Annotated in this window: 22 protein-coding genes; 16 read left to right on the top strand and 6 right to left on the bottom strand. The window is 59.6% G+C overall.

Annotated elements, in window-relative coordinates; genetic code table 11:
* Window positions 1-115 precede the first annotated feature (115 nt).
* The 7 genes from rfbB to ACUN8C_RS10860 are packed head-to-tail and all read left to right on the top strand — an operon-like array spanning window position 116 to window position 7,315.
* Window positions 116-1,186 (top strand): dTDP-glucose 4,6-dehydratase, encoded by a 1,071-nt coding sequence (gene rfbB, locus ACUN8C_RS10890; protein WP_445619244.1) that lies wholly within the window; start codon window positions 116-118, stop codon window positions 1,184-1,186.
* Window positions 1,183-2,052 (top strand): glucose-1-phosphate thymidylyltransferase RfbA, encoded by an 870-nt coding sequence (gene rfbA / locus ACUN8C_RS10885; protein WP_445619243.1) that lies wholly within the window; start codon window positions 1,183-1,185, stop codon window positions 2,050-2,052. The genes rfbB and rfbA overlap by 4 nt, the downstream gene beginning before the upstream one ends.
* A complete protein-coding gene (locus ACUN8C_RS10880; protein WP_445619242.1) occupies window positions 2,049-3,134 on the top strand; it encodes a DegT/DnrJ/EryC1/StrS family aminotransferase in 1,086 nt (361 codons plus the stop codon). The genes rfbA and ACUN8C_RS10880 overlap by 4 nt, the downstream gene beginning before the upstream one ends.
* On the top strand, window positions 3,131-3,631 hold the full coding sequence (locus ACUN8C_RS10875; RefSeq protein ID WP_445619241.1) for a GNAT family N-acetyltransferase: 501 nt from the start codon (window positions 3,131-3,133) through the stop codon (window positions 3,629-3,631). Before ACUN8C_RS10880 ends, ACUN8C_RS10875 begins: the two co-directional genes overlap by 4 nt.
* A gap of 42 nt (window positions 3,632-3,673) precedes the next feature.
* Window positions 3,674-4,708, top strand: coding sequence for an ATP-grasp domain-containing protein (locus ACUN8C_RS10870; RefSeq protein WP_445619240.1), 1,035 nt, complete (start codon window positions 3,674-3,676; stop codon window positions 4,706-4,708).
* Between the two features lie 38 nt (window positions 4,709-4,746).
* Complete coding sequence (locus ACUN8C_RS10865) at window positions 4,747-6,270, top strand: lipopolysaccharide biosynthesis protein (protein ID WP_445619239.1); 1,524 nt, start codon at window positions 4,747-4,749, stop codon at window positions 6,268-6,270.
* Entirely contained in the window at window positions 6,251-7,315 is a 1,065-nt protein-coding gene (locus ACUN8C_RS10860; RefSeq protein WP_445619238.1) for a glycosyltransferase family 2 protein, read from the top strand. The genes ACUN8C_RS10865 and ACUN8C_RS10860 overlap by 20 nt, the downstream gene beginning before the upstream one ends.
* Before the next feature lie 94 nt (window positions 7,316-7,409).
* Here the strand turns inward: ACUN8C_RS10860 and ACUN8C_RS10855 are convergent, their stop codons facing one another.
* Window positions 7,410-9,065, bottom strand: coding sequence for an AMP-binding protein (locus ACUN8C_RS10855; protein ID WP_445619237.1), 1,656 nt, complete (start codon window positions 9,063-9,065; stop codon window positions 7,410-7,412).
* 376 nt (window positions 9,066-9,441) lie between these two features.
* On the opposite strand from ACUN8C_RS10855, the gene ACUN8C_RS10850 reads away from it, so the two are divergent.
* The 3 genes from ACUN8C_RS10850 to ACUN8C_RS10840 are packed head-to-tail and all read left to right on the top strand — an operon-like array spanning window position 9,442 to window position 12,920.
* Entirely contained in the window at window positions 9,442-10,224 is a 783-nt protein-coding gene (locus ACUN8C_RS10850) for an SDR family NAD(P)-dependent oxidoreductase (protein ID WP_445619236.1), read from the top strand.
* Between the two features lie 30 nt (window positions 10,225-10,254).
* Window positions 10,255-11,466 (top strand): acyl-CoA dehydrogenase family protein, encoded by a 1,212-nt coding sequence (locus tag ACUN8C_RS10845; protein ID WP_445619235.1) that lies wholly within the window; start codon window positions 10,255-10,257, stop codon window positions 11,464-11,466.
* Window positions 11,463-12,920, top strand: coding sequence for a phosphotransferase (locus tag ACUN8C_RS10840; RefSeq protein WP_445619234.1), 1,458 nt, complete (start codon window positions 11,463-11,465; stop codon window positions 12,918-12,920). The genes ACUN8C_RS10845 and ACUN8C_RS10840 overlap by 4 nt, the downstream gene beginning before the upstream one ends.
* A gap of 41 nt (window positions 12,921-12,961) precedes the next feature.
* Here the strand turns inward: ACUN8C_RS10840 and ACUN8C_RS10835 are convergent, their stop codons facing one another.
* On the bottom strand, window positions 12,962-13,681 hold the full coding sequence (locus ACUN8C_RS10835) for a 16S rRNA (uracil(1498)-N(3))-methyltransferase (RefSeq protein ID WP_445619233.1): 720 nt from the start codon (window positions 13,679-13,681) through the stop codon (window positions 12,962-12,964).
* A gap of 159 nt (window positions 13,682-13,840) precedes the next feature.
* Here ACUN8C_RS10835 and purD point away from each other — a divergent pair, with 159 nt between their 5' ends.
* From purD to ACUN8C_RS10810, 5 genes are all read left to right on the top strand, one after another.
* On the top strand, window positions 13,841-15,121 hold the full coding sequence (purD, locus tag ACUN8C_RS10830) for a phosphoribosylamine--glycine ligase (RefSeq protein ID WP_445619232.1): 1,281 nt from the start codon (window positions 13,841-13,843) through the stop codon (window positions 15,119-15,121).
* A gap of 79 nt (window positions 15,122-15,200) precedes the next feature.
* Window positions 15,201-16,073 (top strand): phosphoribulokinase, encoded by an 873-nt coding sequence (locus ACUN8C_RS10825; protein WP_445619231.1) that lies wholly within the window; start codon window positions 15,201-15,203, stop codon window positions 16,071-16,073.
* A gap of 48 nt (window positions 16,074-16,121) precedes the next feature.
* Window positions 16,122-16,463: a histidine triad nucleotide-binding protein gene (locus ACUN8C_RS10820; protein ID WP_445619230.1), complete on the top strand. Its 342-nt coding sequence runs from the start codon at window positions 16,122-16,124 to the stop codon at window positions 16,461-16,463.
* Window positions 16,464-16,841: 378 nt separating this feature from the next.
* The gene (locus ACUN8C_RS10815; protein ID WP_445619229.1) at window positions 16,842-18,200 is read left to right on the top strand and encodes an MFS transporter; all 1,359 of its coding nucleotides are present in this window, start codon (window positions 16,842-16,844) and stop codon (window positions 18,198-18,200) included.
* 146 nt (window positions 18,201-18,346) lie between these two features.
* Complete coding sequence (locus ACUN8C_RS10810; RefSeq protein WP_445619228.1) at window positions 18,347-19,012, top strand: 3-demethoxyubiquinol 3-hydroxylase; 666 nt, start codon at window positions 18,347-18,349, stop codon at window positions 19,010-19,012.
* Here ACUN8C_RS10810 and ACUN8C_RS10805 read toward each other — a convergent pair whose 3' ends face one another.
* The 4 genes from ACUN8C_RS10805 to ACUN8C_RS10790 all read right to left on the bottom strand — a co-directional run bounded on the left by ACUN8C_RS10805 (window position 19,013) and on the right by ACUN8C_RS10790 (window position 22,496).
* Window positions 19,013-20,158, bottom strand: a complete 1,146-nt coding sequence (locus tag ACUN8C_RS10805; protein WP_445619227.1) for an AI-2E family transporter — start codon at window positions 20,156-20,158, stop codon at window positions 19,013-19,015.
* 157 nt (window positions 20,159-20,315) lie between these two features.
* Window positions 20,316-20,735, bottom strand: coding sequence for an OsmC family protein (locus ACUN8C_RS10800; protein WP_445619226.1), 420 nt, complete (start codon window positions 20,733-20,735; stop codon window positions 20,316-20,318).
* Window positions 20,736-20,800: 65 nt separating this feature from the next.
* Complete coding sequence (gene murU, locus ACUN8C_RS10795) at window positions 20,801-21,478, bottom strand: N-acetylmuramate alpha-1-phosphate uridylyltransferase MurU (protein ID WP_445619225.1); 678 nt, start codon at window positions 21,476-21,478, stop codon at window positions 20,801-20,803.
* Window position 21,479: 1 nt separating this feature from the next.
* A complete protein-coding gene (locus tag ACUN8C_RS10790) occupies window positions 21,480-22,496 on the bottom strand; it encodes an aminoglycoside phosphotransferase family protein (protein WP_445619224.1) in 1,017 nt (338 codons plus the stop codon).
* Window positions 22,497-22,664: 168 nt separating this feature from the next.
* On the opposite strand from ACUN8C_RS10790, the gene ACUN8C_RS10785 reads away from it, so the two are divergent.
* On the top strand, window positions 22,665-25,100 hold the full coding sequence (locus ACUN8C_RS10785; RefSeq protein ID WP_445619223.1) for an LPS-assembly protein LptD: 2,436 nt from the start codon (window positions 22,665-22,667) through the stop codon (window positions 25,098-25,100).
* Window positions 25,101-25,107: the final 7 nt, after the last annotated feature.

The following is a 25,107-nucleotide window of genomic DNA, read 5'->3' as shown; positions in this document are numbered from 1 at the left end:
TTTATATTAACAAATATTGCTGTCAGGTTTGTGGCCAACGAAAAATACTCTCTTGTGTCGATTACCCTTATAGACAAAAGTCGGGCCGACACATGAGATCAGGGGATAGCACATCATGCAGACAGTCATCGTTACCGGAGGTGCGGGGTTTATCGGCTCGGCATTGATACGCCACCTTATCGCGCACGATACCTGCCGTATCGTCAACATTGATTGTCTGACCTATGCCGGACATACCGCCACGCTGAAAGATATCGACCAGGACCCACGTTACTGTCTGGAACAGGTAGATATCCGTGATCGCCCGGCGCTGGATCGGCTGTTTTCGACCCATCAACCGGATGTGGTGGTGCATCTGGCTGCCGAGTCTCATGTTGACCGCTCCATTGATGGCCCTGCTGTCTTTATCGACACCAACATTGTTGGCGTCTTTAACCTGCTGGAAGCCGCCCGCAGCTGGTATGAAGGGCTCGAAGGTGAGGCGCGCGAGCGCTTTCGCTTTCACCATGTCTCAACGGATGAGGTCTTTGGGGATCTCGCCCTTGATGCCGCGCCCTTTAGCGAAACGTCACCCTATGCGCCCAGTTCCCCCTACGCCGCCAGCAAGGCTAGCGCCGACCATCTTGTGCGCGCATGGCAGCGCACTTACGACCTGCCCACCCTGATCACGAACTGCTCGAACAATTATGGGCCCTGGCACTTCCCGGAGAAGCTGATTCCGCTGGTTATTCTCAACGCCCTGCAGGGGCGCGACATCCCGGTGTATGGGGAAGGCCACCAGATCCGTGACTGGTTGTACGTCGAGGATCACGCCCGGGCGCTTCACCTGGTCATGACGCAGGGACAAATCGGCACCAGCTACAACATCGGTGGTCATGAAGAGCGTCGCAATATCGACGTGGTGACCACGATCTGTGATGTGCTCGAGCGCCTTGATGTCCCCCATCCTGCCGGCGTTAGCCGCTTTCATGACCTCATTACTCATGTGACCGACCGCCCGGGGCACGATCGGCGCTACGCCATCGATGCCTCGCACATTGAGCGTGAGCTGGGCTGGCGTCCTCTGGAAAGCTTCGAAAGCGGCATCGAAAAGACCGTGCAGTGGTTTCTGGCGCACGGTGACTGGTGCCATGGCGTCGAGGTCGAACAGACCCGCGAGCGTCAGGGCCTGAGGGTGACCGCATGAAAGGCATCATTTTAGCCGGCGGCAGCGGTACACGGCTGTATCCGCTGACACTGGGCGTGTCGAAGCAGCTGCTGCCCATCCATGACAAGCCGATGATCTACTATCCGCTGTCGATACTGATGCTGGCCGGTATCCGGGAAGTACTGATCATTACCACGCCTGTCGAGCAGCCCCTGTTCAAGCGTCTTCTGGGGGATGGCGGGCGCTTCGGGATATCGATCGAATACGCCGCCCAGCCCAGTCCCGATGGGCTGGCGCAGGCGTTTCTCATCGGACAGTCCTTTATCGGCAATGACAATGTCTGTCTGATTCTGGGCGACAACATCTTCTACGGTCACGGTTTTGTCCCGCGGCTCAAGCGTGCGGTCGAGCGCGGTACCGGTGCCACGATCTTTGGCTATCAGGTGCGCGACCCGGAGCGCTTTGGCGTCGTGGAATTTGACAGTGAACAGCGTGTGCTGTCGCTGGAAGAAAAGCCTGTCGAGCCAAAATCACGCTATGCCGTGACCGGTCTTTATTTTTACGACAACGACGTGATCGACATTGCCCGTGATGTTCGGCCTTCGCACCGAGGGGAGCTGGAGATCACCAGCGTCAATCAGGCGTATCTGGAGCGGGGCAGACTCAATGTCGAGCTGCTGGGTCGCGGGTTTGCCTGGCTTGATACCGGTACCCACGAAAGCCTGCTGGAAGCTGCCCAGTTTGTCGAAACCATCGAAAAGCGACAGGGCTACAAGGTGGCCTGTCTTGAAGAGATTGCCTGGCGTAACGGCTGGATCGACAGTGACGCGCTGATGGCAGAAGGGCGCGCTCTGGAGAAAAACGGTTACGGGCAGTACCTGATCTCGCTACTGGAGTCGCCATGATCCCCTTTACGCGTCCCTTCCTGCCTCCCGAGGCGGATTATCAGCGCTATATCAACGATATGTTTTCAAGGCAGTGGCTGACCAATCACGGGCCACTGGTGCAGTCCTTTGAAGGCCACCTTCAGGACTTTCTCGGCATCGACCACTGTCACTTTGTCGCCAACGGTACGCTGGCGCTGCAGGTGGCGTTCAAGGCGCTGGCGCTGGAAGGCGAGGTCATCACGACACCGTTTTCCTTCGTGGCTACCCTCAATGCGCTGCTGTGGGAAGGACTGACCCCGGTATTCGTGGATATCGAGCCCCGGACCCTGACGCTGGATCCTGCACGTATCGAGGCGGCCATCACGCCCGAGACCTGCGCTATTCTTGCCACCCACATCTATGGTCACCCCTGTGATGTGGAAGCCATCGAGGCCATCGCCCGGCGTCATGATCTGAAGGTGATTTATGACGGCGCGCACGCTTTCGGGTCGCGCCATCTCGGTCGCAGTCTGCTGGATTATGGCGATATCAGTATCACCAGCTTTCATGCCACCAAGCTCTTTCACACCATCGAAGGTGGGGCACTGTTTACCCGCAGCGCCGATCTGAGCCGGCGCATCACGTCACTGCGTGCCTTTGGACAGGAAGGCGGCGCGGGCATCAATGCCAAGGGTTCGGAAGCGCACGCCGCCATGGGGCTGGCGCTCTGGCCCTGGCTGGATCACATCCTTGAAAGCCGGGCCAGTATCGCGGGGATGTATGATCGGTGGATCGATCATCATGGTCTGCCCCTCACGCGCCCGGGGCTGGTCCCGGGGGCCGAGATCAATCACGGCTATTATCCCGTCCTGCTGCAAAGTGAAGCGCAGCTGGAAAGGGTGCTTCGCTATCTGGCCGAGCAGGACATTCATCCGCGCCGCTACTTTTATCCCTCGCTCAATCTCATTGGTGCGGTGGAGGGTAATGGCGCTCATATGCCCGTGTCAGAGGATATCGCCGCTCGGGTTCTGTGCCTGCCCAATTTTGTGACCATGCCCCGGGAAGATGCCGACAGGGTGATGCGTCATATCGAAGAAGCCCTGCTACTGGAGACCGCATGAGCAACGATGCCCAAGGGCTTGTCTTTTATCACCATCGCGACCGCGCAGTCTCGCCGGAAGCGTTTCTGCGCTTTATTGAGCAGGTCGAAAAGGAGTTTGAGCCGCCCCTGTCAGCTCAGCATCATCTGCCCGACTACGTGGACAAGCTGCTGCGCCTGGCCGAAGTCAACTATGTGCTCGATGGCGATGACGTCGTGGCGGCCATCGCCTGCTATGCCAACGATCTCGAGCACCATCAGGCCTATGCCACCTTCATCAGTGTGTTGCCGAACTATCGGGGCAGCGGTATTGCCAGGCCCCTGCTGACCCGAGGCATTGAATCCTGTCGAGCGGCCGGCATGCACAATCTGCGGGCAAGAACGTGGCATCGTGGCAAGATTCTGGCCTTTTATGAAGAGATGGGCTTTGTGGTCGAGCGTGTTGAAACCAATGAATGGGGCGTCGAATCACTGCAGCTGAACATGGTACTCAATGATCCGTCCGATCATGCCCGTTAATGTAATGCAGTGGGCCCATTGCAGCGACTCTGGAGTGAATTCATGAACGTACTGCTGTCCTGCGTGGGCCGGCGCGGTTACCTGGTAGACTATTTTCGTGAGGCGCTCGCCGGCCAGGGCCGTGTGATCGCGGCCAATAGCGACCCTCTGACCGATGGCATGTGGCGCGCCGATCGTGCCTATGAGGTGCCGGGCGTCAATGATCCGGGCTATATCGATGCGTTGCTCGATATTGCCGAGAAGGAGAAGGTCGGGCTGGTGGTGTCACTGTTTGATATCGATCTGCCTTTTCTCAGCGCCGCCCGCGAGCGATTTGCCGAGCGTGGCATTCAGGTGGCTGTTTCCGATGAGGCGGTCGTGGATATTGCCAACGACAAATGGCGTACCCAGATCTTTTTGCAGGAGCACGGTTTTGATGGCCCACGCACCTGGGCGTCACTGTCGTCGGCACTGGAAGCCGTGGATGCGGGTGAGGTGCGCTGGCCGCTGTTTATAAAGCCTCGCTGGGGCATGGGTTCCATTGGCGTGCAGATGGCCCGTGACGCCGATGAGTTGCGCTTTTTTCATGAGCATACTCGCCGTGGCATTGCCCGCAGCTACCTGACGCTGATGGAAGAGCGTGTTATCGAAAAGGATGGCCGAGGCGATGTACTGATTCAGGAAGGCATTTCAGGTCAGGAGTACGGGCTTGACGTGTTTAACGACTTCAGGCGCCATCATGTAGTGACCACCGTCAAGCGCAAGGTACGCATGCGCTCGGGAGAGACCGATGTGGCCGAGGTCGTGGACATGCCTGAACTGACACGACTGGGCGAGCGACTGGGGCGTCAGCTGGGACATGTGGGCAATCTGGATGTCGACGTCATGGTCAGTGGTGATCGTCTGGCCGTGATCGAGTTTAATGCCCGCTTCGGCGGTGGGTATCCGTTCTCGCATCTGGCGGGTGCCAACTATCCTGAAATGCTGGTGCGTCTGGCTCAGGGACAGTCACCGGCACCCTCTATGGCTCGTGTCGGAACCTTTGGGCTCAAGGCACTGGTGCCCATGCAGGCCCCTGAATCGGCCAGAAATACCTGAACCACAGGCCCCGCGGTTTCGTTTGACAGGAGTACCACGTGTCGGTCAAGGCTAATGCGCTTGCCAACTATGCCGGTCAGCTTTACACCACGCTGATCGGTATTGTCGTTTATCCCTTCTATCTGGCCTGGATGGGCGAGGAAGCCTACGGTCTGGTGGGTTTTTTCATCGTTTTACAGGCCTGGCTCAATCTTCTGGACATGGGCATGTCGCCCACGCTTGCCCGCGAAACGGCCCGGGCGGCAACGCATCAGGGCGATCAGTGGCAGCTGCTGCGCAGGCTGGTGCGAAGCCTTGAAATCGTGTTTCTGGGGCTGGCGGTCGTCATGGTGGTGTCGATCGTGCTGGGCAGCGACTGGATCGCCACGAACTGGCTCGAGGTCAAGACGCTGTCACGCGATGAGGTGGCCTGGTGCATTGTGCTCATGGGGTACATGATCGGCATGCGCTGGCTGGCATCATTATATCGAAGCGGCATCCAGGGGCTGGAGCGTCAGGTCTCGCTCAATGTGGCCAATGTCGTGATTGCCACGTTCAAGTTCGTCGGTGTCCTGCTGATCCTGCAGTTTGTCAGCACCCGTCCCAGCGCCTATTTCGAATATCAGATTGCCATCGCACTGCTGGAGCTTGTGGTGCTGGGGGTGATGTTTTATCGACTGCTGGGCGGGCGCGAACAGTGGCAGGGATTTTCATGGTCCGTGCTGCGTCCGGTGCTGCCCTTTGCTGGCGGCGTGGCCTATACGGCCGGTATCTGGATACTGATGACGCAGCTCGACAAGCTGTTGTTGTCCTCGTTTTTGCCGCTGTCGGAATATGGCTATTTCACCCTGGTCGTGGTGGTGGCCAACGCGATCATGACGCTGACCATGCCGATCAGCCGCGCTCTGATGCCCCGCATGACGGGACTTCTGGCCAGTCAGGAGGAGGCGCAAATGCTGCGCCTTTACCGCCGTGCCTCCCAGTTCATTGCGGCCACCCTGCTGCCGGTAGCCGGCATGGTCGCCCTTTACGGCGGGCAGCTGCTGTATGCCTGGACCGGTAACATGGAGGCCGCCCGCTGGGGCGCGCCCATTCTCCTCTGGTACGCACTGGGCAATGGGCTGCTGGCCATCGGCGCCTTTCAGTATTATCTCCAGTACGCCCATGGTCAGTTGCGCCTGCATGTCATCTACAACACGGTCTCTGTCCTGATCGTGGTGCCGGTGGTGGTGGTGGCCGCCTGGCAGTGGCAGGCGATCGGCGTGGCGGTGGCCTGGTGTGGCTTTCGCCTTCTCTCGTTTTTGCTCTGGACGCCGTTTGTGCATGCAAGGTTTGCCCCGGGGATTCATCGCGAGTGGATGACCCGGGACATTTTGCCCTGCGCGGCCGCCACGGCGCTGATGCTGCTGTTTTATCAGTGGCTGGGGCTGTCTCTCTGGACGCTGCCCAGACCCTGGATTTTTGTCAGCCTGATGAGCATGGGCATTGCCATTTTGCTGGTCAACGCGGTGGTTTCCTCGGTAGGGCGCGACATGATCATTCGCCGTTTGCAGGAGAGAAAGCATGCCCGCGCTACCCACTGAATCGATGCTGGTCCGGCACTGGCCGACCGGGACGGACGCGCCGGAGGTCAGCGTTATCTGCACGACCTTCAACCAGGCCGGCTATATCCGGGAGACCATTGAAAGCTTTTTGCATCAGCAAACGGATTTCTGCTTTGAAATCATTGTGCACGACGATGCCTCGACCGATGGTACGGCTGAGATCGTCGCCGAATATGCCCGTCGCTATCCGCGCGTCATTCGCGCCGTGCTGCGTGATGACAATCAGTACCAGAAAGGGCACAGAATCATGCCGCTGGCGGCGGGGTTTGCCCGCGCCCCCTATCTGGCGCTGTGTGAAGGCGATGATTTCTGGTGTGACGAGAAAAAGCTCGCCCGGCAGTATCGCGCCATGCAAGCCCGACCGGACATCGCGATCAGTTATCACAACGTGATACGGCGCGGCCCCGAGAAGGAAACCCTGCATATTGAGGATCAGGACAGGCGCAATCATGAGCGCGTCGTGCCCCTTGATGAGCTGCTGGTGCATACCGGTGACTACTGTCCGTCACCGTCATTGATGTTGCATCGACACGTACTGGAGCGCCTGCCCGAATGGTTTTATACCACGGCACCGGTCGGTGACTTTTATCTTCAGGTTTTGGCCGCCTGTCCGGCCGGCGCGCTTTATCTACCCGATGTCATGGCGGTCTATCGCACGCATGCCCAGGGCTCGTGGTCGCAGCAACAGCGTCAGCTGGAAGATGACAAACGTTATGCGCGCCATCAGGATTTCATGGCCCGTCACGCCGAGTGCATGACGCATCTGGCGGGCCAGCTCGACGCGTCTCATACGCCAGCCATTACGCTGGCCATGGCGCGGCGCTGGTATTACGCCTCGGTGGAATATCTTCAGGCGGGTCGCTATCGCGGCTTTCGAGAGGCGATCACGACCAGCATGCATCATCAGGCCATCTCGTTACCGCAGCGCCTGCTGTTTTTGTTGCGTCGAACCCCCTGGCTGGCGGGTAGAGTCGTGGCGCTGCGTCACTGGTATCAGCGCCGCCGCTCCACCGGCAGCGCCTGACAGCGGTTTAAATCTGATAAACCCGTGTGGCTACAAGCCGGCAGGGTTCCCTGGCCCCGACCCTGTCGGGACCAGGGAACCTGTCAACGCGGGGTCAGACAGTGGCCAGCTGGGTCTTTTGATGCTCGCGCAGCGCATATTTTTGAAGCTTGCCGGTCGAGGTTCTTGGCAGTGACGTTTGAAACGTGACATGCCTTGGTACCTTGAAATGGGCCATGTGCTCACGACACCAGCCCAACAGTTCGGCTTCACCGGGTTGGTCGATATCACAGGCCAGGACCACGAAGGCATGTGGCGTCTCACCCCAGAAATCATGAGGCCTGGCGATCACGGCGACTTCGCGGATGGCAGGGTGGCCCATCATGATTTCCTCGATCTCGATGGAGGAAATCGATTCACCACCTGAAATGATGATGTCCTTGGCGCGATCACGGATCTCGATATAGCCGTCTTCATGCATCACGGCGATGTCGCCGGTATCGAGCCAGCCTCGCCCCATGGCTTCGCGAGTGGCGTCAGGGTTTTTGATATAGCCCTGCATGATGGTATTGCCACGCAGCATCAAATGGCCCAGTGACTGACCATCGGCGGGGACATCTTCATGGGTGACCGGGTCCTTCAGCGCCACGCGTTCGATGGCAAGGGTGCCCACGCCCTGGCGGATCTGAAGACGCGCGCGCGCCTCGGCGGTCAACGCTGACCACTCCGGCTGGAACTGACAGACCAGTGAGGGGCCATAGGTTTCTGTCATGCCATAGAGATGAAGCACGTCAAATCCCAGCGCGCTCATGCGGGCAATGGTGGCCGAGTTGGGCGGTGCGCCGCCGGTGGCCAGCATGACCGGGCGCGGAAGCGGCATGGCCGCTTCGGGACGCTCCAGCAGCATGGTCATGATGATGGGCGCCGCCGCCATGTGCGTGATGCCCCTGGCATGGATCATTTCAAGCACGCGGCCCGGCTCGACCCGGCGCATGCAGACGTGCGTGCCACCAGCCGCCGTGACCGCCCAGGTATGGGTCCAGCCATTGCAGTGAAACATGGGCAGCGTCCAGAGATAGACCGTGCGGTCATCCATCCTGAGCGTCAGCGTATTGGACAGGGCATTGAGATAGGCCCCGCGATGGCTATAGATGACCCCCTTGGGATTACCCGTCGTGCCCGAGGTGTAATTGAGCGCGATACAGTCATTTTCGTTCTCTGGCGACAGAGGAGGGCACGGCAGGGCACCGTCTACCAGCGCGTCGTAGTCATGAGGCGCGGGCCATTTCCATGATGATGCATCGCTGCTGCCATCCCTGAGTTCGATCAGCACGGGCGCCGGTGTTGTCAAAAGTGACAGTGCCGTGGCCACCGTGCTGCGCAGGCCCTGATCAAAGATCAGTACACGCGTTTCGGCGTGCGCCATGATGAAGGCGATGGAAGTTCCATCGAGCCTTGCATTGATGGCATTGAGAATGCCGCCTGCCATCGGCACGCCATAGTGTGCTTCCAGCATGGCTTTCGAGTTCATGCCAAGCGTCGACACCACCTCGCCCGGTGCAAGCCCAAGCGCCTGCAGGGCACCGCCAAGCTGCCGACAGCGCTGATAAAACGCTCGATATGTGAGAGTGACGTCCTCTTCAATGACGGCCGCCCGGTCAGGATGAACCCGAACGGCACGCTCCAGAAAGCTGACGGGTGAAAGGGGGGCGTGATTGCTTTCACCCTGTGGTGAGCATGACGATGATGCTGGTGCGCGGTGATGATTCAATGCCATATCTCCACGAGACCATGAGTATGCTTTTTTGTTTTTTTAATGAGTTTTAAACCCGACAAATAATGTTGGGTATGTCAGTCTCGCAAACTCGGTCTACGGTTTAATAATTTGTTAACAAGGTGAACAAATTAAGTTTGAATTAACAGGTTCACGGTTTTGCCCATACAATATAAACACGCTCTCGCTACTTTTTTGTTTTGTAAAAACAACATGGTCGATACGGCACATTCTGATGAAACAATACGTCGTAGTTTAAAAGTTATTATCTGTTTTATACCCACCGATTATTTGAATCGCTTATGTTTAATATTGAATATAAGGATGCATTGTCGTGTGTGGGCCATGTGTTGCCTCAGAAGATGGAGTCGTCATGACGACGGGTATTGAAGGGCGTCTACGTCTTGAAGGTCGAACGGCGCTGATCACGGGCGCTGCCAGTGGCCTTGGCGCGCATTTCAGTCAGGTGCTTGGAAGTGCCGGCGCGTCATTGATGCTGACGGGGCGGCGACGCGAGCCTCTGGAGACGCAGGCCGCCGAGCTGCGCGCGCAAGGCATTACGGTGTGGGTGTGTGCCATGGACATCCGTGATGAAGAGGATGTAAGTCTTGCGCTCGAGACGCTGGCGCTTGAGGCTGGTCAGCCCCCTGACATCGTGGTCAACAATGCCGGCATTACCGATACGACCCCGGCGATGTCGCGCGACATGGACGCATGGACCGACATCATCGATACCAACCTCAACGGGGCAATGCGGGTCTCAAAAGCCGCTGCGCAGGCCATGCAGGCACAGGGCACCGGCGGTGCGATCGTCAACGTGGCCTCGATTCTCGGCCTGCGGGTGGCCGGTCATGTGGCGGCCTACAGTGCCAGCAAGGCAGGGTTGATCCAGCTCACCAAAAGCCTGGCGCTTGAATGGGCACGCTACGGCATTCGAGTAAACGCCCTGGCACCGGGCTATATCGATACGCCTCTCAATCACGACTTTTTCCAGAGCGAGCAGGGGCAGCAGCTGATTCGGCGCATTCCCCAGAGACGCCTGGGCGCGCCCGAATCTCTCGATGGTCCTCTGCTGCTGCTGTGCAGCGACGCCGGCAGCTACATGACCGGCAGCGTGCTCACGGTCGATGGCGGCCACACGGTCAGCTCGCTTTGACGCTTATTTCCCTACCTTTCTGGACATCACATGGATTTCTCACTCCCCCGGGACATTGAGCAGTACCGTCAGCGCATCAGTACCTTCGTGGAGGAGCGGATCATGCCTCTGGAGAAGGACCGCGCCAATTACGATGAGCACGAAAACATCGTGGATCATCACCTCCAGCGGCTGCGCGGCGAGGTGAAAGAGGCAGGTCTATGGTCGCCACAAATGCCGCGCGAGCGCGGCGGCATGGGACTTTCCATGGTGGGCATGGCGGCCTGCTATGAAGCCATGAACCGCTCCATTTTCGGACCGGTGTGCTTTAACGCCGTGGCGCCCGATGACGGCAACATGATGGTGCTTGAAAAGGTCGGCACCGAAGCGCAGAAAGCGCGCTGGCTTCAGCCGATTGTTGATGGCCGGGTGCGTAGTGCCTTTGCCCTGACCGAGCCACACCCCGGCTCCGGCTCCGATATGGCCGGCATGATGCAGACCCGGGCCGAACGCCGCGGTGATCGCTGGGTCATCAACGGTCACAAGTGGTTCATTACCGGTGCCGGTCTTGCCGAGCATTTCATGCTGGTGGCAAGAACCAGTGATGATGCGCGCAAGGGCCTGACCGTCTTTCTGTTTCATCGTGACCAGCCCGGCTGGGAGATCAAGCGTCGTATCCCGATCATGGGACCCGAAGAGCACGGTGGCCACTGTGAGCTGATTTTTGACGGACTGGAAATTCCTGACGATCAGGTGGTGCTTGGGGTCGGCGAGGGCATGAAGGTTGCCCAGATCCGGCTGGCGCCAGCGCGACTGACGCACTGCATGCGCTGGCTGGGTCTGGCGCAGCGGGCCATGGAAGAGGCGCTGGGGCATGTCGAAATGCGCCAGGCCTTCGGTGCGGCGCTGGCGGACAACCAGAGCATTCAGACCGCGCTGGGTGAAGTGGCCATGGAAATCGAGGTAGGTCGTACATTGGTCATGAAGGCCGCCTGGGCGCTTGATCAGGGCAGCTTTGCCCGCAAGGAAGTCAGCATGGCCAAGGTGGCCGTCTCCAACGTGCTCAACAAGGCGGTGGATGTGGCCATTCAGGTACATGGCGCCAAGGGGTACTCCCAGGACACGGTGCTTGAATGGATCTACCGCTACGCCCGTCAGGCGCGCATCGTGGACGGTGCCACCGAAGTTCATCAGATGCTGCTGGCGCGCATGCTGCGCAGTGAAGGCAACGACTTCTGGCACTGGGAGGTGGCTGACCAATGAGGGATGACGGGTCGGATTCGGTTCTGAGTGCCTGGCTGGCACAGCACAGCGGCGCCGACAGCGTGGTGATCAGGTCACAGCGGCGCCTGGGGGGCGGTGCCGTGCAGGACAATCGCCTTCTGGAGGTGGTTGTGACCGGCGGTCCCATGGCCGGAGAGCAACGCTGGGTACTGCGCAGCGATGCCCGTGCGCCGCTGGCCATCAGTGCCAGCCGTCAGGAAGAGTTTGCGGTGCTTGAACGTGCCTGGCGCCACGACATTCAGGTGCCCGAGCCGCTGTGGATGTGTGAGGACAGCAGCGTTCTGGGGCGTCCCTTCATGGTCATGCGCCATGTCGCGGGTGAGGCATCGCCCCGGGCGCTCGTCGCTCAGGCAGGTGACGGTGCACTCGAGTCGCTGGTGGAAGCTCTGGGAGCAGAGCTTGCGCGCATTCATGCCCTGCCGCGAACCAGCAACGAAGGTCACGAGCGTGTTGACGTGGTCTCCACTCAGCTGGCCGATTTTCATGTTCGTCTGGCGCAGCTGGACCAGCCTCAGCCGGTGCTGGCATGGGCGCTGCGCTGGCTGGAGTGTCACCCGCCGGCATCCGCACAGCCCGTGTTTGCTCATAACGATTTTCGTACCGGCAATCTCATGATCGACGACGGCCGACTCGAGGCGGTGCTGGACTGGGAGTTTGCCGGACCCAATGCCGCGCTTGCCGACATTGGCTGGTTCTGTGCGCCCTGCTGGCGTTTCGGCGGGCCGGGAGAGGCCGGTGGTCTGGGCTCGATCGACGCCTTTTTACGCGGCTATGAAAATGCCGGCGGGGAGCATGTTGATCGTGAGCAGCTCGATAAATGGATTATCCTGGCCACGCTTCGCTGGGCCGTTATCGCCCTGGAGCAGGGCGCGCGTCACGACAGCGGTGTCCAGCCGGATCTCGAGCTTGCGTTGACGTCGCATCTGCTGCCGGGCCTTGAGCTTGATCTGCTGCGTCTGATCCCTGTCGCTGCCGGCATTGACCCGGCCAGCCTGCCGTCGTCATCGGATCAGGCAGACCCCCATGCGACCGAGCATTCTCTTCCCATCGCGTGGGAGGCGCTTTCGGCCCTCAATGATGACGCACGCGATCTGATGGAGATCACGCGTCAGACCCTCAAGTCAGAGATCATCCCGGCGCTGGAGGGAGAGGCACGGCATTCGGCCCTGATGGTCGCCAATGCGCTGTCGATCATTGCTCGCCAGCAGTATCGGGGTGTCTCCATATGGGGTGAGGTCAGGGAAACGCTGGCCCAGCAGCTCTCCCTGCCGATGGAGGCTGAAGATTCCCATGCCGGGGCACGGGCGTTGGTCGATGACATTTCTCGAGGGGCGCGCGATACCCCGGAGCAGTTTGAGGCGCTGCGTCATCTGCTCCGGGAAGATGCGCTGGCGCGTGCGCGGATCAGCCAGCCGCGCGCCGCGCAGCAGTAGGGACGGCAGGTGGTGGCATGTGCCGGCGCGGCCCAGGTTTCCTAAAAAAGCCGTGACAGCAGCGACACGACCGCTGTCTCCACGCGCAGAATGCGCGGTCCCAGATGGATGCCTTCAAAACCCATTGTCTGCAGTCTTTCGACTTCATAGGGGATAAACCCGCCTTCGGGACCAATCGCCAGGGTCACGGGCTGATCCATGGGCAGCCCGCGCGGGCAGCTTTCCCCGATGCCGGGGTGGGCCAGTAGCGCCCGGTGACCGGTCAGTGCCGCAGGCAGCTGATCCTCGATAAAGGGTTTAAAGCGGGGCTGCAGGTCCACTACCGGCAATACCGTGTCGCGGGCCTGCTCAAGGCCAAGGCGCAGATGCGCCTCGATGCGCTCGGGCTGAAGCTCGGGCGATTGCCAGTAGCTTTTCTCGACTCTGGCGGTATGCAAAAGCGTCAGCCGCTTGACCCCCATGGTGGCGATGTTCTCGAGCGAGCGGGCCAGCATGCGCGGGCGCGGCAGGGCCAGCAACAGATGCACCGGCAAAGCCGGTGGCGGGGGCGTGTCGAGATGCAGTATCTCGAACAGTGCCCGCTCTTTTTCAAGTTCGATCAATCGTGCCCGGCCGATGCCTTCACCGGTCATGCCGACAGTCAGCTCCTCGCCGGGTGAGGCCTTGTGTATCTCGTGAAAATGGCGCAGGCGTCGGCTATCGTGGATACACGCCCGGTCGGGCGTCACAAGGTCGTCAGGAGTGAGCAGCAAAAGATTCATGTGGGCGGTGTTTCCAAAAGCGCGGGCGTGTCGATGGGGACGACGATGATAGCGCAGCGGCCACGGGCGGACGACCCGTTCGCTTTCTGACATAATGCGCCGGACACGCACCCGGGCACACGGGTAATGGCTTGAACCATGACGCAGGAAAGCTTCGGCATGAAGGTACTGATGATTGGCGGCGGTGGCCGCGAACACGCGCTGGCGTGGAAACTGGCACAGTCACCGCGGGTAAATGAAGTGCTGCTGGCCCCCGGCAATGCCGGTACCGCACGCGCGCCCGGCCTTCGTAACGTGGATGTTGCCGGCGGTGATATTGAAGGGTTGCTGGCGGTTGCGCTCAATGAAAGGGTGGATCTTACCGTGGTGGGCCCTGAAGCGCCGCTGGTGGCCGGTGTCGTTGACCGTTTTCAGGCCGAAGGACTCAGAATTTTTGGCCCGAGTGCGGCGGCCGCAAGGCTTGAAGGCTCCAAGTCCTTCAGCAAGGATTTCCTGGCGCGCCACGGCATCCCGACCGCCCGCTATCAAAGCTTTACGGAAGTGGCGCCGGCGCTGGCCTATCTTGAGTCACAGGGGGCACCGATCGTGATCAAGGCTGACGGTCTGGCCGCCGGCAAGGGCGTGATCGTGGCCATGGACATGGCGCAGGCGCGCGCGGCCGTTCAGGACATGCTGGAAGACAACGCTTTCGGTGATGCCGGCGCGCGCGTGGTCATCGAGGAATATCTTGACGGCGAAGAAGCCAGCTTTATCGTCATGGCCGATGGTGACCACGTCGTGGAGATGGCGACCAGCCAGGACCACAAGCGGGTAGGCGATCATGACAGCGGTGCCAATACCGGCGGTATGGGCGCCTACTCGCCGGCGCCCGTGGTAACCGAGAGCGTGCGCAAGCGCGTCATGCGTGAAATTATCATGCCGACCATTCAGGGCATGAAGGCCGACGGCAATGCGTATACGGGCTTTTTGTATGCAGGGCTCATGATTGATGATCAGGGCGCCCCGCGCGTCATCGAATACAATTGCCGGTTTGGCGACCCTGAAACCCAGCCGATCATGCTGCGCTTGCAGTCTGATCTGGTCACGCTGTGTGAGGCGGCCATTGATGGCCAGCTTGGCCAGTATCACTGTCAATGGGACCCGCGCCCGGCCGTGGGTGTCGTGATGGCGGCAGAGGGGTATCCGGGCAGCTATCGAAAGGGCGATGTCATTACGGGATTTGATGACGCCGAGCGCCTTGGCTGTCACGTGTTTCATGCCGGCACCCGCGAGAGTGAAAACGGCGCCATCGAGACAGCGGGCGGGCGTGTCCTCTGTGTCACGGCGCTGGGAGATGATGTGAAAGCGGCGCGCGACCTTGCCTATGAGGGCGTGGCCGCCATGCAGTTTGAAGGCGGGTTTTATCGCAGCGACATTGCTGCTCGCGCCATCAATCGATAGCGCTGCACGCCGGCCGGCCTTCAGGGCTGGCCGGCGTCAATAACAACACCCGTCTCGGGTCTGTAGCTCAGGAGGCGCCATGTCACGCGAGCACCCCGTGATTGCCATTACCGGCTCGTCCGGCGCAGGAACCACTACCGTGCGGCGCGCCTTCGAGCGCATGTTTTCGCGCAAGGGCATCAGGGCGGCCTTTGTGGATGGCGACGCCTTTCACCGCTATAGCCGGGAAGATCTCGCCCGTATCTTTCGTGACGAGCCCGAACGCAAAAATGAGCTCTCACACTTCGCGGTCGAGGCCAACCTGCTCGACCGCCTTGAGCGCTTGTTTGCCGAGTACGGTGAACATGGTACCGGCACCTACCGTCATTACATCCATTCCGAAGACAAGCGGATGCTGGAGGCCGGTTATCGTGTCGGGACCTTTACCGAATGGCAGCCCCTGCCCACCGGTACGGATCTTTTGTTCTACGAGGGGCTGCACGGTGGTCTGGTGTCTTCCAGTCAGGATCTGGCACAGCACGTTGACCTGCTGATCGGGGTGACGCCCACTGTCAATCTCGAATGGATTCAAAAGATCGATCGCGACATCAACATGCGCGGTCATTCCCATGAGGCGGTGGTGGAGACGATTCTCGGACGCATGCAGGACTACGTGCGTTATATCGTGCCGCAGTTTTCCCGCACGCATATCAATTTTCAGCGCGTGCCCACGGTGGATACCTCCAATCCCTTCGAGCCGCAGGCGATTCCTTCTGATGCCGAATCCTTCGTGGTGATTCGCTTTCGCGATAGGGACAGCGCGGATTTCCCTTACCTGTTGACCATGCTGTCGGGCGCCTTCATGACGCGGCCCAATACGCTGGTGGTGCCCGGGGCGCAAATGCCACTGGCCATCGAGTTGATTCTTGAGCCGCAGATAGAAGCCCTGCTGGCGCAGCGGCGTTTTCGATAGACACGCCGGCGCCGACGATAATGATCCATTTCCGACCAGGGAGTTTTCATGTCCACGATCTTTACCAAAATCATCAATCGCGAGATCAATGCCAGCATCGTCTTTGAAGACGATGAGGTACTGGCGTTCAACGACGTCAATCCTCAGGCGCCAGTGCATGTCCTGATCATTCCCAAAAAGGAAATCGCGACCCTGAACGACCTCACTGAAGCCGATGCGCAGGTAGTGGGCAAGCTGCATCTTGTGGCGGCGCAGATTGCGCGTGAAAAGGGGATCGCCGAGGAAGGCTACCGCGTGGTGATGAACTGCAACGAGCAGGGCGGTCAGAGCGTCTACCACATTCACCTGCATCTGATGGGCGGGCGCCAAATGAGCTGGCCTGCCGGTTAATTCCTTGTGTGAACCCTCAAAAGCGCCGGCAGCCTGACTGTTGGCGCTTTTTTTATGCCTGGCGCTTCACGGCAAGGGGCTCTGGCCGGCAGTGTCATCAGGGCGATGGGCCATCGTGGTGCACGATACGGATAAAAGGCCACACAGAAGGTCATGAACAAACGCCTCGGATGACAAACCGGATAAAACGCACCTTTATTCCGTTGTGTCCTCCGGGGTTGGTTATATCTGGCACGTGTCTTGCTCGGTAATCGTGTCACGACGTGCCCGGGGCATTCCGGATCAGCCTGCACCCGGTGCGAGTGCGATGAAGTCACTGCTCTGCACGCCTTTTGAAACGCGCGCAGGTGTCATCAAGCCCCTTACCGAGGCAGCATCATGGACATCAGAAACAAGGCGACCCGCATTCGGCTTTTCGAGTTTAAAACGCCGCAGATGCGTGCATTTCACCTGTCCTGGTTTGCCTTTCATGTGTGCTTTTTTGGCTGGTTTGGCATCGCGCCGATGATGGCTGTTGTACGAGATGACCTGAACCTGACCAAGACCCAGATCGGCAATACGATGATCGCCTCGGTCGCCGTGACCGTGGTGGTACGCCTGTTCATCGGGCTTTTATGTGATCGTATCGGTCCGCGGCGCACCTACACCTGGCTGTTGTGCCTGGGCGCACTGCCGGTCATGTCGATCGGGCTTGCCGACAGTTTTGAAAGCTTTTTACTGGCGCGCCTGGCCATCGGCGCGATTGGTGCCTCCTTTGTAATTACCCAGTATCACACCTCGATCATGTTCGGTCCCAATGTGGTGGGCACGGCCAATGCGGCCACGGCCGGCTGGGGCAACCTGGGTGGCGGAACGACCCAGATTCTCATGCCTCTGGTGCTGTCGGGGCTTTTGATGCTGGGTGTGAGTGAAACGCTGGGCTGGCGGCTGGCGATGATCGTGCCGGGTCTGGTGTTGTTTCTGACCGGTATCGCCTATTGGCATTTCACCCAGGACGCCCCGGATGGCAATTTTGCCGATCTGCGCCGTCGCGGAGCGCTCGTCGAGGCCAAAAACGAATATGGCGCGCGGGCCAGCTTTGGCTCGGCCATCAGGGATGTTCGCGTCTGGGCCCTGTTTCTGGTCTATGGCGCCTGTTTCGGCGTTGAGCTGACCATTAACAATATCGCCGCGCTGTATTATTTCGATAACTTTGAACTGTCGCTGGGCACGGCCGGCCTGATTGCGGGTCTTTTCGGCATGATGAACCTTTTTGCTCGAGCGCTTGGCGGGTTTTTCTCCGATCGCTTTGCCCGTCTGAGTGGCCTCAAGGGGCGCGTGCGCTGGCTGTTTTTGACGCTGCTGTGCGAGGGCGTGGCGTTGATCCTGTTCTCCCAGATGCAGGTACTGGGCATCGCCATCATGACCATGGTGCTGTTCAGCCTTTGTGTACAGATGGCAGAAGGCGCGACCTATGGCGTGGTGCCCTTTATCAATCGTCGGGCGCTGGGGGCCGTGGCCGGGATTGTCGGCGCCGGCGGCAACGTGGGCGCGGTGGCCGCCGGTTTTCTGTTTCGATCGGAGTCACTGAGCTATCAGCAGGGACTTTTCTTTCTGGGGATCGCGGTGACGCTGATTGCCTTTGCTGCATTGAGCGTGCGGTTTCCGCAGGGGGCGACCAGTGAGGCGGGCAGACCGGTACATGATCAGCCACGAGCGCCGGCCGGCGGATACCGTACCGGTGAGCAGATGAGCTGATTATCATTCCTTTTGCTGCAGACGGCGCGGCGCATCGATGAGGTGCGTCGCGCCGTTTGATATCCAGCGTCGCAAGCCTGAAGGATGGCCGCTATAGTCAGAGCATCATTTGCGTTTCATCATGAACGCCCTTCAGGAGTCATGCCATGTCTCGTCGATTCACGCGCAGTGATCGCCTTGTTGATCAGCTCGATACCATGCTGCGTACCCTGGTGCCGGGCGCAACCCGGGCCAGTCGTGCCCGGCCAGGCATGGGGACGCGGGATAAGCCGATGGCGGCAGAGGAGACCCGTCATTCCATCGATGTCATGCGCCATCATCATCGGAGTCGGGTGATCGGTCAGGGCATCTATCAGGGACAGCGTTTTGCCACGGGCATCAGCAGCCATTATCAGCCGGTGGATGACCTGTCGGTTCGAGGGGTCGATCATCTGGACTGGTGCGACACGCGACTGCGTGAGCTGGGAGGACGCCCATCGCGTCTGACGCCCTTTTATTACACGACCTCACTGGGTGCCGGAATGTTGCTCAGCCGCCGCAGCCACGTGCGTGGGCTCGGGCTGGTCAATCTGACAGAAAGTCTGCAGGCGCAATCGCTGGAACGTCAGCTGTCGGCGTTGCCGGGCGAGGATGAAAAATCGCGTGCCGTTATTCGTCAGATGCTCGATGACAGCACGCGTCATGCTCGTGTGGCGCTTGAAGCCGGTGGGCAGCGCTGGCCGGGTGGCTGGCGCTGGGTGACCTCGGTGGGCGCCCGGGTGTGCGAATGGCGCCGCCTGCGCCGCCATTCCTCTGCCGGGCTGATCGACTGACTATTGGCCGTCGCGTGGCTCGGGAGACTGGGTTTTCAAGGGCTGTGTCTTGCCAGGCTCTGTCGAGATCGGTGACAGCTCGGTAATGGCACCGGCTTCGTCTTCCTCCTTTTCGTGAGAGAAAAGATCCCAGGCCGCAATGAACAGGGCCGCAATCAGTGGACCAATCACAAAACCATTGATACCAAAGAGTGCCATGCCACCCAAAGTCGAGATCAGCACCACGTAGTCAGGCAGCTTGGTATCCTTGCCGACCAGAAGCGGGCGCAGGAAGTTGTCGGCAAGGCCGATGACCACCACGCCCACAAAGGTCAGGATGACCCCGTCAAGTGTATTGCCGGTCAGCAGGTAGTAGATGGCGACCGGTGCCCAGACAAGGGCGGCGCCGATGGCCGGCAGCAGGGACAAAAAGGCCATGATGACCCCCCACAGCAGGGGCGCTTCAATGCCCAGCCCCCAGAAGGCCAGACCACCGATGGCCCCCTGAGTGGCGGCAACGATGATGTTGCCCTTGACCGTGGCACGCGTCACCGTAATGAACTTGTTGAGCAGCTGATACTTGTAGCGCGCACTCAGCGGAATGGCCTGACGAATGCGTCGACCCAGCGGCACGCCATCGCGGAACAGAAAAAACAGCAGGTAGAGCATGATGCCCAGGCTGATGAAAAACTGCAGGGTGTTCTGTCCAATGCTCAGGGCTCTTGAGGCCAGCATCTGACTGCCTTGTGCCGCCCCTTCGGAGACGCGATCACGCAGCTGGGAAAGATCTCCCATTCCCGTACTTTCAAGCCAGCCATCGACCGACGGCGGTAGTGCCTGGCGTGCCTGCTCTACATAGGCCCCGATATCCAGATCTCCCGAGCGGATGCGCTGATAAACGCTGGTGCCTTCCTGAACCAGTGAGCCGGCAATCAGGGTGACCGGGATGATGACGATAAACACGCAGATGAGTACGTTGGTCATGGCGGCCAGATTGCGCCGTCCGCCATAGAGGCTCAAAAGGCGCCGCTGCAGCGGCATGAACACCAGAGCCAGAATGACACCCCAGAAAATGGCGCTGAAAAAGGGCAGCAGTATCCAGATAAAGGCGACCGAGACCACGACCAGCAGCAGCTCAAACGCCCTTTTTTCAATCGGTTTTTCCATACCTTCTCCTGCCTGGCCGTGACGTCAGCAGCGCTGATCGGCAGAGCCTGTAACCGTCGCAAAAAACCCGGCGTAATGCCGGGCATGTGACCATCAGTGTAGTCGGACTGCGCCGAAGGATATCGGTTCGTTAAACGCCCTGACGCCGTTGTGGCCTTCAGGCTTCAACGATCTCCCATGAATGGGTAATGTCGACGCCGCCTTTGGCAAGCATCAATGACGCACTGCAGTATTTCTCGGCCGAAAGCTCCACGGCCCGCTTGACCTGAGCTTCCTTGAGCGCCACACCGGTGACCACGAAGTGGAGGTGAATGCTGGTAAACACGGCCGGCGTGGTGTCAGCGCGTTCCGCCTTGAGCTGTGCCACGCAATCAGTCACCTTCGCGCGCGCCTTTTCAAGAATGTTGATGACGTCATAGGCGCTGCACCCGCCGAGTCCCATCAGGACCATTTCCATCGGCCGGGGGCCGGTATTACGACCGCCATTGTCCGGATTGCCATCCAGAATAACGGCATGACCGCTGCCGGATTCGGCCACGAACTGTCGTCCGTCGGTCCATTTGATGCTGGCTTCCATGAGTCTTGCTCCGTACAAATAAAGAGGTGAACCCTCTCATGGGATGATGGAAAAAGGGACAGGCATCAATTCCTGTCCTGGTGTGAGAGTTGCTGCTCAAGAGCGGCCAGTCGTTCGGGGGTGCCGATATCCGACCATTGCCCTTTATAGTGATAACCGCCGAGTCTCTGCTGCTGCATGGCATTGATAAGGCAGGGCTTCAGCGGGCAGGGAGTGTCGTCGTCAAGGTCTGCTACCAGTGACGGGTGCATGAGTGCCACGCCGGCATAGACCAGCCCTGGCGTGCCTTTCTCATGCAGGCGCCCGGCATCGTCCAGATAAAAATCTCCCTGACGATGATGCTCGGGCGGATCGACCATGACCAGTCGTGCCAGGTCGCCCTCAAGCGGGCCCAGACTGTCGGGCGTAATATCACACCAGACGTCGGCATTGACCAGCCAGAACGGGTCGTTCCCCAGCAAGGGCAGGGCATGGCGAATGCCGCCGCCCGTTTCAAGCGCGGTGGCCTCGACGCTATAGCGCAGCTGAACGCCGTAGCGCGCACCATCGCCCAGCGTTGTCATGATCTGATCGCCCAGATAACTGACATTGATAACGATGTCGGTTATGCCTGCCCTGCGCAGCCGCTCGAGATGATATTCGATCAGGGCACGGCCCCCCACCTTGAGTAATGGCTTGGGGCAGTGTTCTGTCAGCTCGCGCATGCGCGAGCCGCGACCGGCGGCAAGAATCATTGCTTTCATGTCAGCTCCCATGACGGGCAGTGCGGTGCTGAATCAGGTGTGCATCCAGCTTCGGCACGAAGCAGGTATCAAACCACTGCATGAACGTTTCAAACCCCGGCTGCCCCATGAGCCCCTGGCGGACGTGTTCGGCAAACAGTGGCAGCAGGGTAAGATAGCGCGGCTTGCCATCGCGCAGGGCCAACCGGCAGAACCCGCCCAGCACCTTGAGGCTGCGCTGGGCGGTGGTCAGATCGACCATGCGTCTAAATGCTTCCGGCGTGATGGGCGACATCACGCCGGCATCCTGTGCCTTCTGGCGCCACATCTCGATCCAGCGCGCCTGATCATTTTCGGGCCAGGCGTTGTTGCGATCGCGCAGCAGCGACACCAGGTCAAAGGTCAGCGGCCCGCGGACGGCGCCCTGAAAGTCGATCACCCAGATGCGCTTTTCATGGCACATGAGATTCTGTGCATGGAAATCGCGATGCACGCAGACCTGTGGCTGGGCGGCAAGGGCCGTGACCAGCTGATCTCGGACCTGCGGCCAGCTGTCGGGGGCGGCGATATCCAGCCACTGGCTCAGACACCACTGTGGAAAAAGATCAAGCTCCTCGCCGAGCCAGCGGGCATCGTACTCGGGCAGGTCATCGGCCGGCAGGCCTGCGATGGCCACCGACGTCGAAATGGCCTGTGACATGAGCGCTTCACGCTGATCTTCTCGTGTTAGATGTTGACGCAGCGTGTCATCGCCCAGGTCCTGCAGTTCGATAAATCCCTGATCCAGATCGACATGATAGAGCTCGGGGACAGGAATGCCGTGCCGGCGCCACAGGCGCGCGATGTCCACGAACGTGTGGCTGTTCTCGCGTTCCGGTGGGGCGTCCATCAATATGCGTGACTGCCCGGTGTCGAGATGCAGGCGAAAATAGCGTCGAAAGCTGGCATCATCTGCCACGACCTCGAGTTCGGGAGGGGTAATCTCAAGGTCGTGATGAGATGCCGCCCAGTGGCGCAGGGCGTCAAGGCGCGCTGTCATGGGAACTCCTGGTTGACGGTACGGTTGCGGCACCGCATGCTGAGCGCTCAAGGGCCGCAACAGGACACTTTTGTCGCTGTTTTCAGGCTGCTGCGGTATCTGATGCCGCGTACCATACCGATTTTTAAAAGCAATCACATCGCTTCATTGCAAGGAAGAACAAGGATCATGGGCCAGCGTATCTTCTGGACCGCCGCCTCGCTGACCGGTCTTCTCTCGACCATGGCTCAGGCGGCGCCCCAGCCACTGCCTGCAAGCGAACTTGACTGGCAGGCCTGGGGGGATGACCGCCCCGCCAATGCGCTGTGTCGGGGCCGCTATATCATGCCGGACTATCGTATCGATGCCGGCAGCAACCCGTCACAGGTGCGCACCGAATCCGATGACGCCGGATATGGCAGCAACGGTGAAACCCTGCTTGATGGCGAGGTGGTTCTGCGTCGGGGGGATGAGCAGCTGGAAGCCCAGCGTGCCACGCTCAATGAGGCGCGCACGAATGTGGCGCTGCAGGGCCCGGTGTCCTACCGCCAGCCCGGCTTTCTGGTGCGCGGCGACAAGGGTCAGGTCGCGTTGAACAGTGATGCCGCCGAAATCGATCAGGCCCATTATGTGGCCCACCAGCAGCGCCTGCGTGGTGATGCGGGTCAGCTGTCGCGCCTCGAGGACGGCCGCTACCGTCTTCAGGATGCCTCCTTTACGACCTGTGAGCCACAGTCCAGCCTCTGGAAACTGGTCAGCAGCGACATCACGCTGGATCAGCAAAACGGATACGGTACGGCGAAGCATGCGCGCATGGAAATCGAGGATGTCCCGGTCTTTTACTGGCCCTGGGTCCGTTTTCCGATTGATGATCGCCGCCTGACCGGCTTTTTGTGGCCCTCTGTCAGTCTGGGTAGCGAGTCAGGGTTTGACTACGCTCAGCCGTTTTATTTGAACCTGGCACCCAACTACGACGCCACGATCACACCACGCTATATTTCGCGACGTGGCGAGGCGATCGGCGGGCAGTTTCGCTACCTCTTTGATGAGGATGCCGGCACGCTGGAAGGCAACTATCTCGGTCACGATGATGGCGGAGAGGACAAGGACTACGAGGGCGAAGACCGCTGGTTCGTACGCTATGCCCATGACGGCCGCTTCTCCCCGCGAACCACCTATAACCTGCGCTATGGCGCGGCCAGCGATGGCGACTATTTCGACGATTTCGGTCAGACCTTCGAAGAGCAGGATACCGATAATCTTGAGCGTCTGGCGCGGTTGAATTATCAGGGCACCACCTGGAATCTTCAGGCGCGTGCCCGCGGCTATCAAAAACTTGATGATCCGCTGCGCGATGACGACAAGCCGTTCTATGAGCTGCCGGCACTGTTGGCGAGTGCTCGATGGGACCAGGCCGGTGGTCTTTACGAAGAGTTCAACTCCAGCGCCACTTATTTCTGGCGTGACGTCAACTACAGTGACCCCTCGATCATTCCTCAGGAATCCGCCACCGGTGCTCGTGTTCACGTCGCACCTGCCGTCGGTTTCCGGCGGTCTCCTTCCTGGGGATTTTTCGAGCCGCGTGCTCAGCTCATGGCCACCCAGTATGATCTGGACTGGCACGACCGCGATGACACTACAGGGTTTGATCGCTCTCCCAATCGCGTACTGCCGGTCCTTTCGGTGGACTCGGGCCTGATCTTTGAGCGTGATACCAGTATTTTCGGGCGTGACTGGCGCCAGACTCTTGAACCACGTCTGTACTATGCTTATGCCCCGTATCGGGATCAGTCAGAGCTGCCACAGTTCGATAGCCGTGAGCAGCCGCTGTCCTATTCACAGCTGTGGTCACCCTATAGGTTCAGCGGTTCTGACCGTATCGGGGATACCAACAAGATGTCCTATGGGGTCAGTACCCGTTTCCTTGAGGATGATACCGGACGTGAACGACTGGGGCTGTCGGTTGGGCAGAGTCATTATTTTGAAGACCGTCGTGTTATCGATGCCCGTTTTGAAGATCGTGTCATCAATGAGCAGAGCGATCTTTTTTACCGCAATACCCGCGACCGCTCTCCGATTGTTGCCGAAGCTGACTGGCAGATCAGCGACCGCTGGTCGGCGCGTCAGTCCTTTTTCTATGATGATCATCGCGATCGCACCGAAAAGACATCGTCCTATCTGACCTATCAGGATCCGGACAATCTGATTCTGAACATGGGCTATCGCTGGACCGTTCAGGACTTCGACCCCTTCGGGGATCAGGACGATCGCCTGACCTATAACCGTGAAGAGTACGATCTCTCGGCGGCATATCGTGTGACCCCGGCAATTTCACTGCTTGGGCGCTATCTGTATGATCAGACCAATAATCGTACCCTCGAGACGCTGGCCGGTGTGCGCTTCAATGACTGCTGCTACGGCGTTCAGCTCGCCTGGCGTGAGTACATCGATGATAACGACACGGCCCGTGTCGACGATGACGATCGCAAGCAGGGTCTCTTTTTGTCCTTTATCTTCAAGGGGCTTGGTGGTGTCGGGCAGGGCAGTAGCGACGGCTATTTCTCCGAGGCCATCCCCGGGGTTCGGGAAGATGACTTTGGCGCCTATACCGGCGTGAGCAATTAGGCCACAC

It is taken from the genome of Kushneria sp. Sum13 (assembly GCF_052692355.1).
Note: the sequence above shows the minus strand (reverse complement) of the source record. Positions and strands in the feature narration are given on the sequence as shown.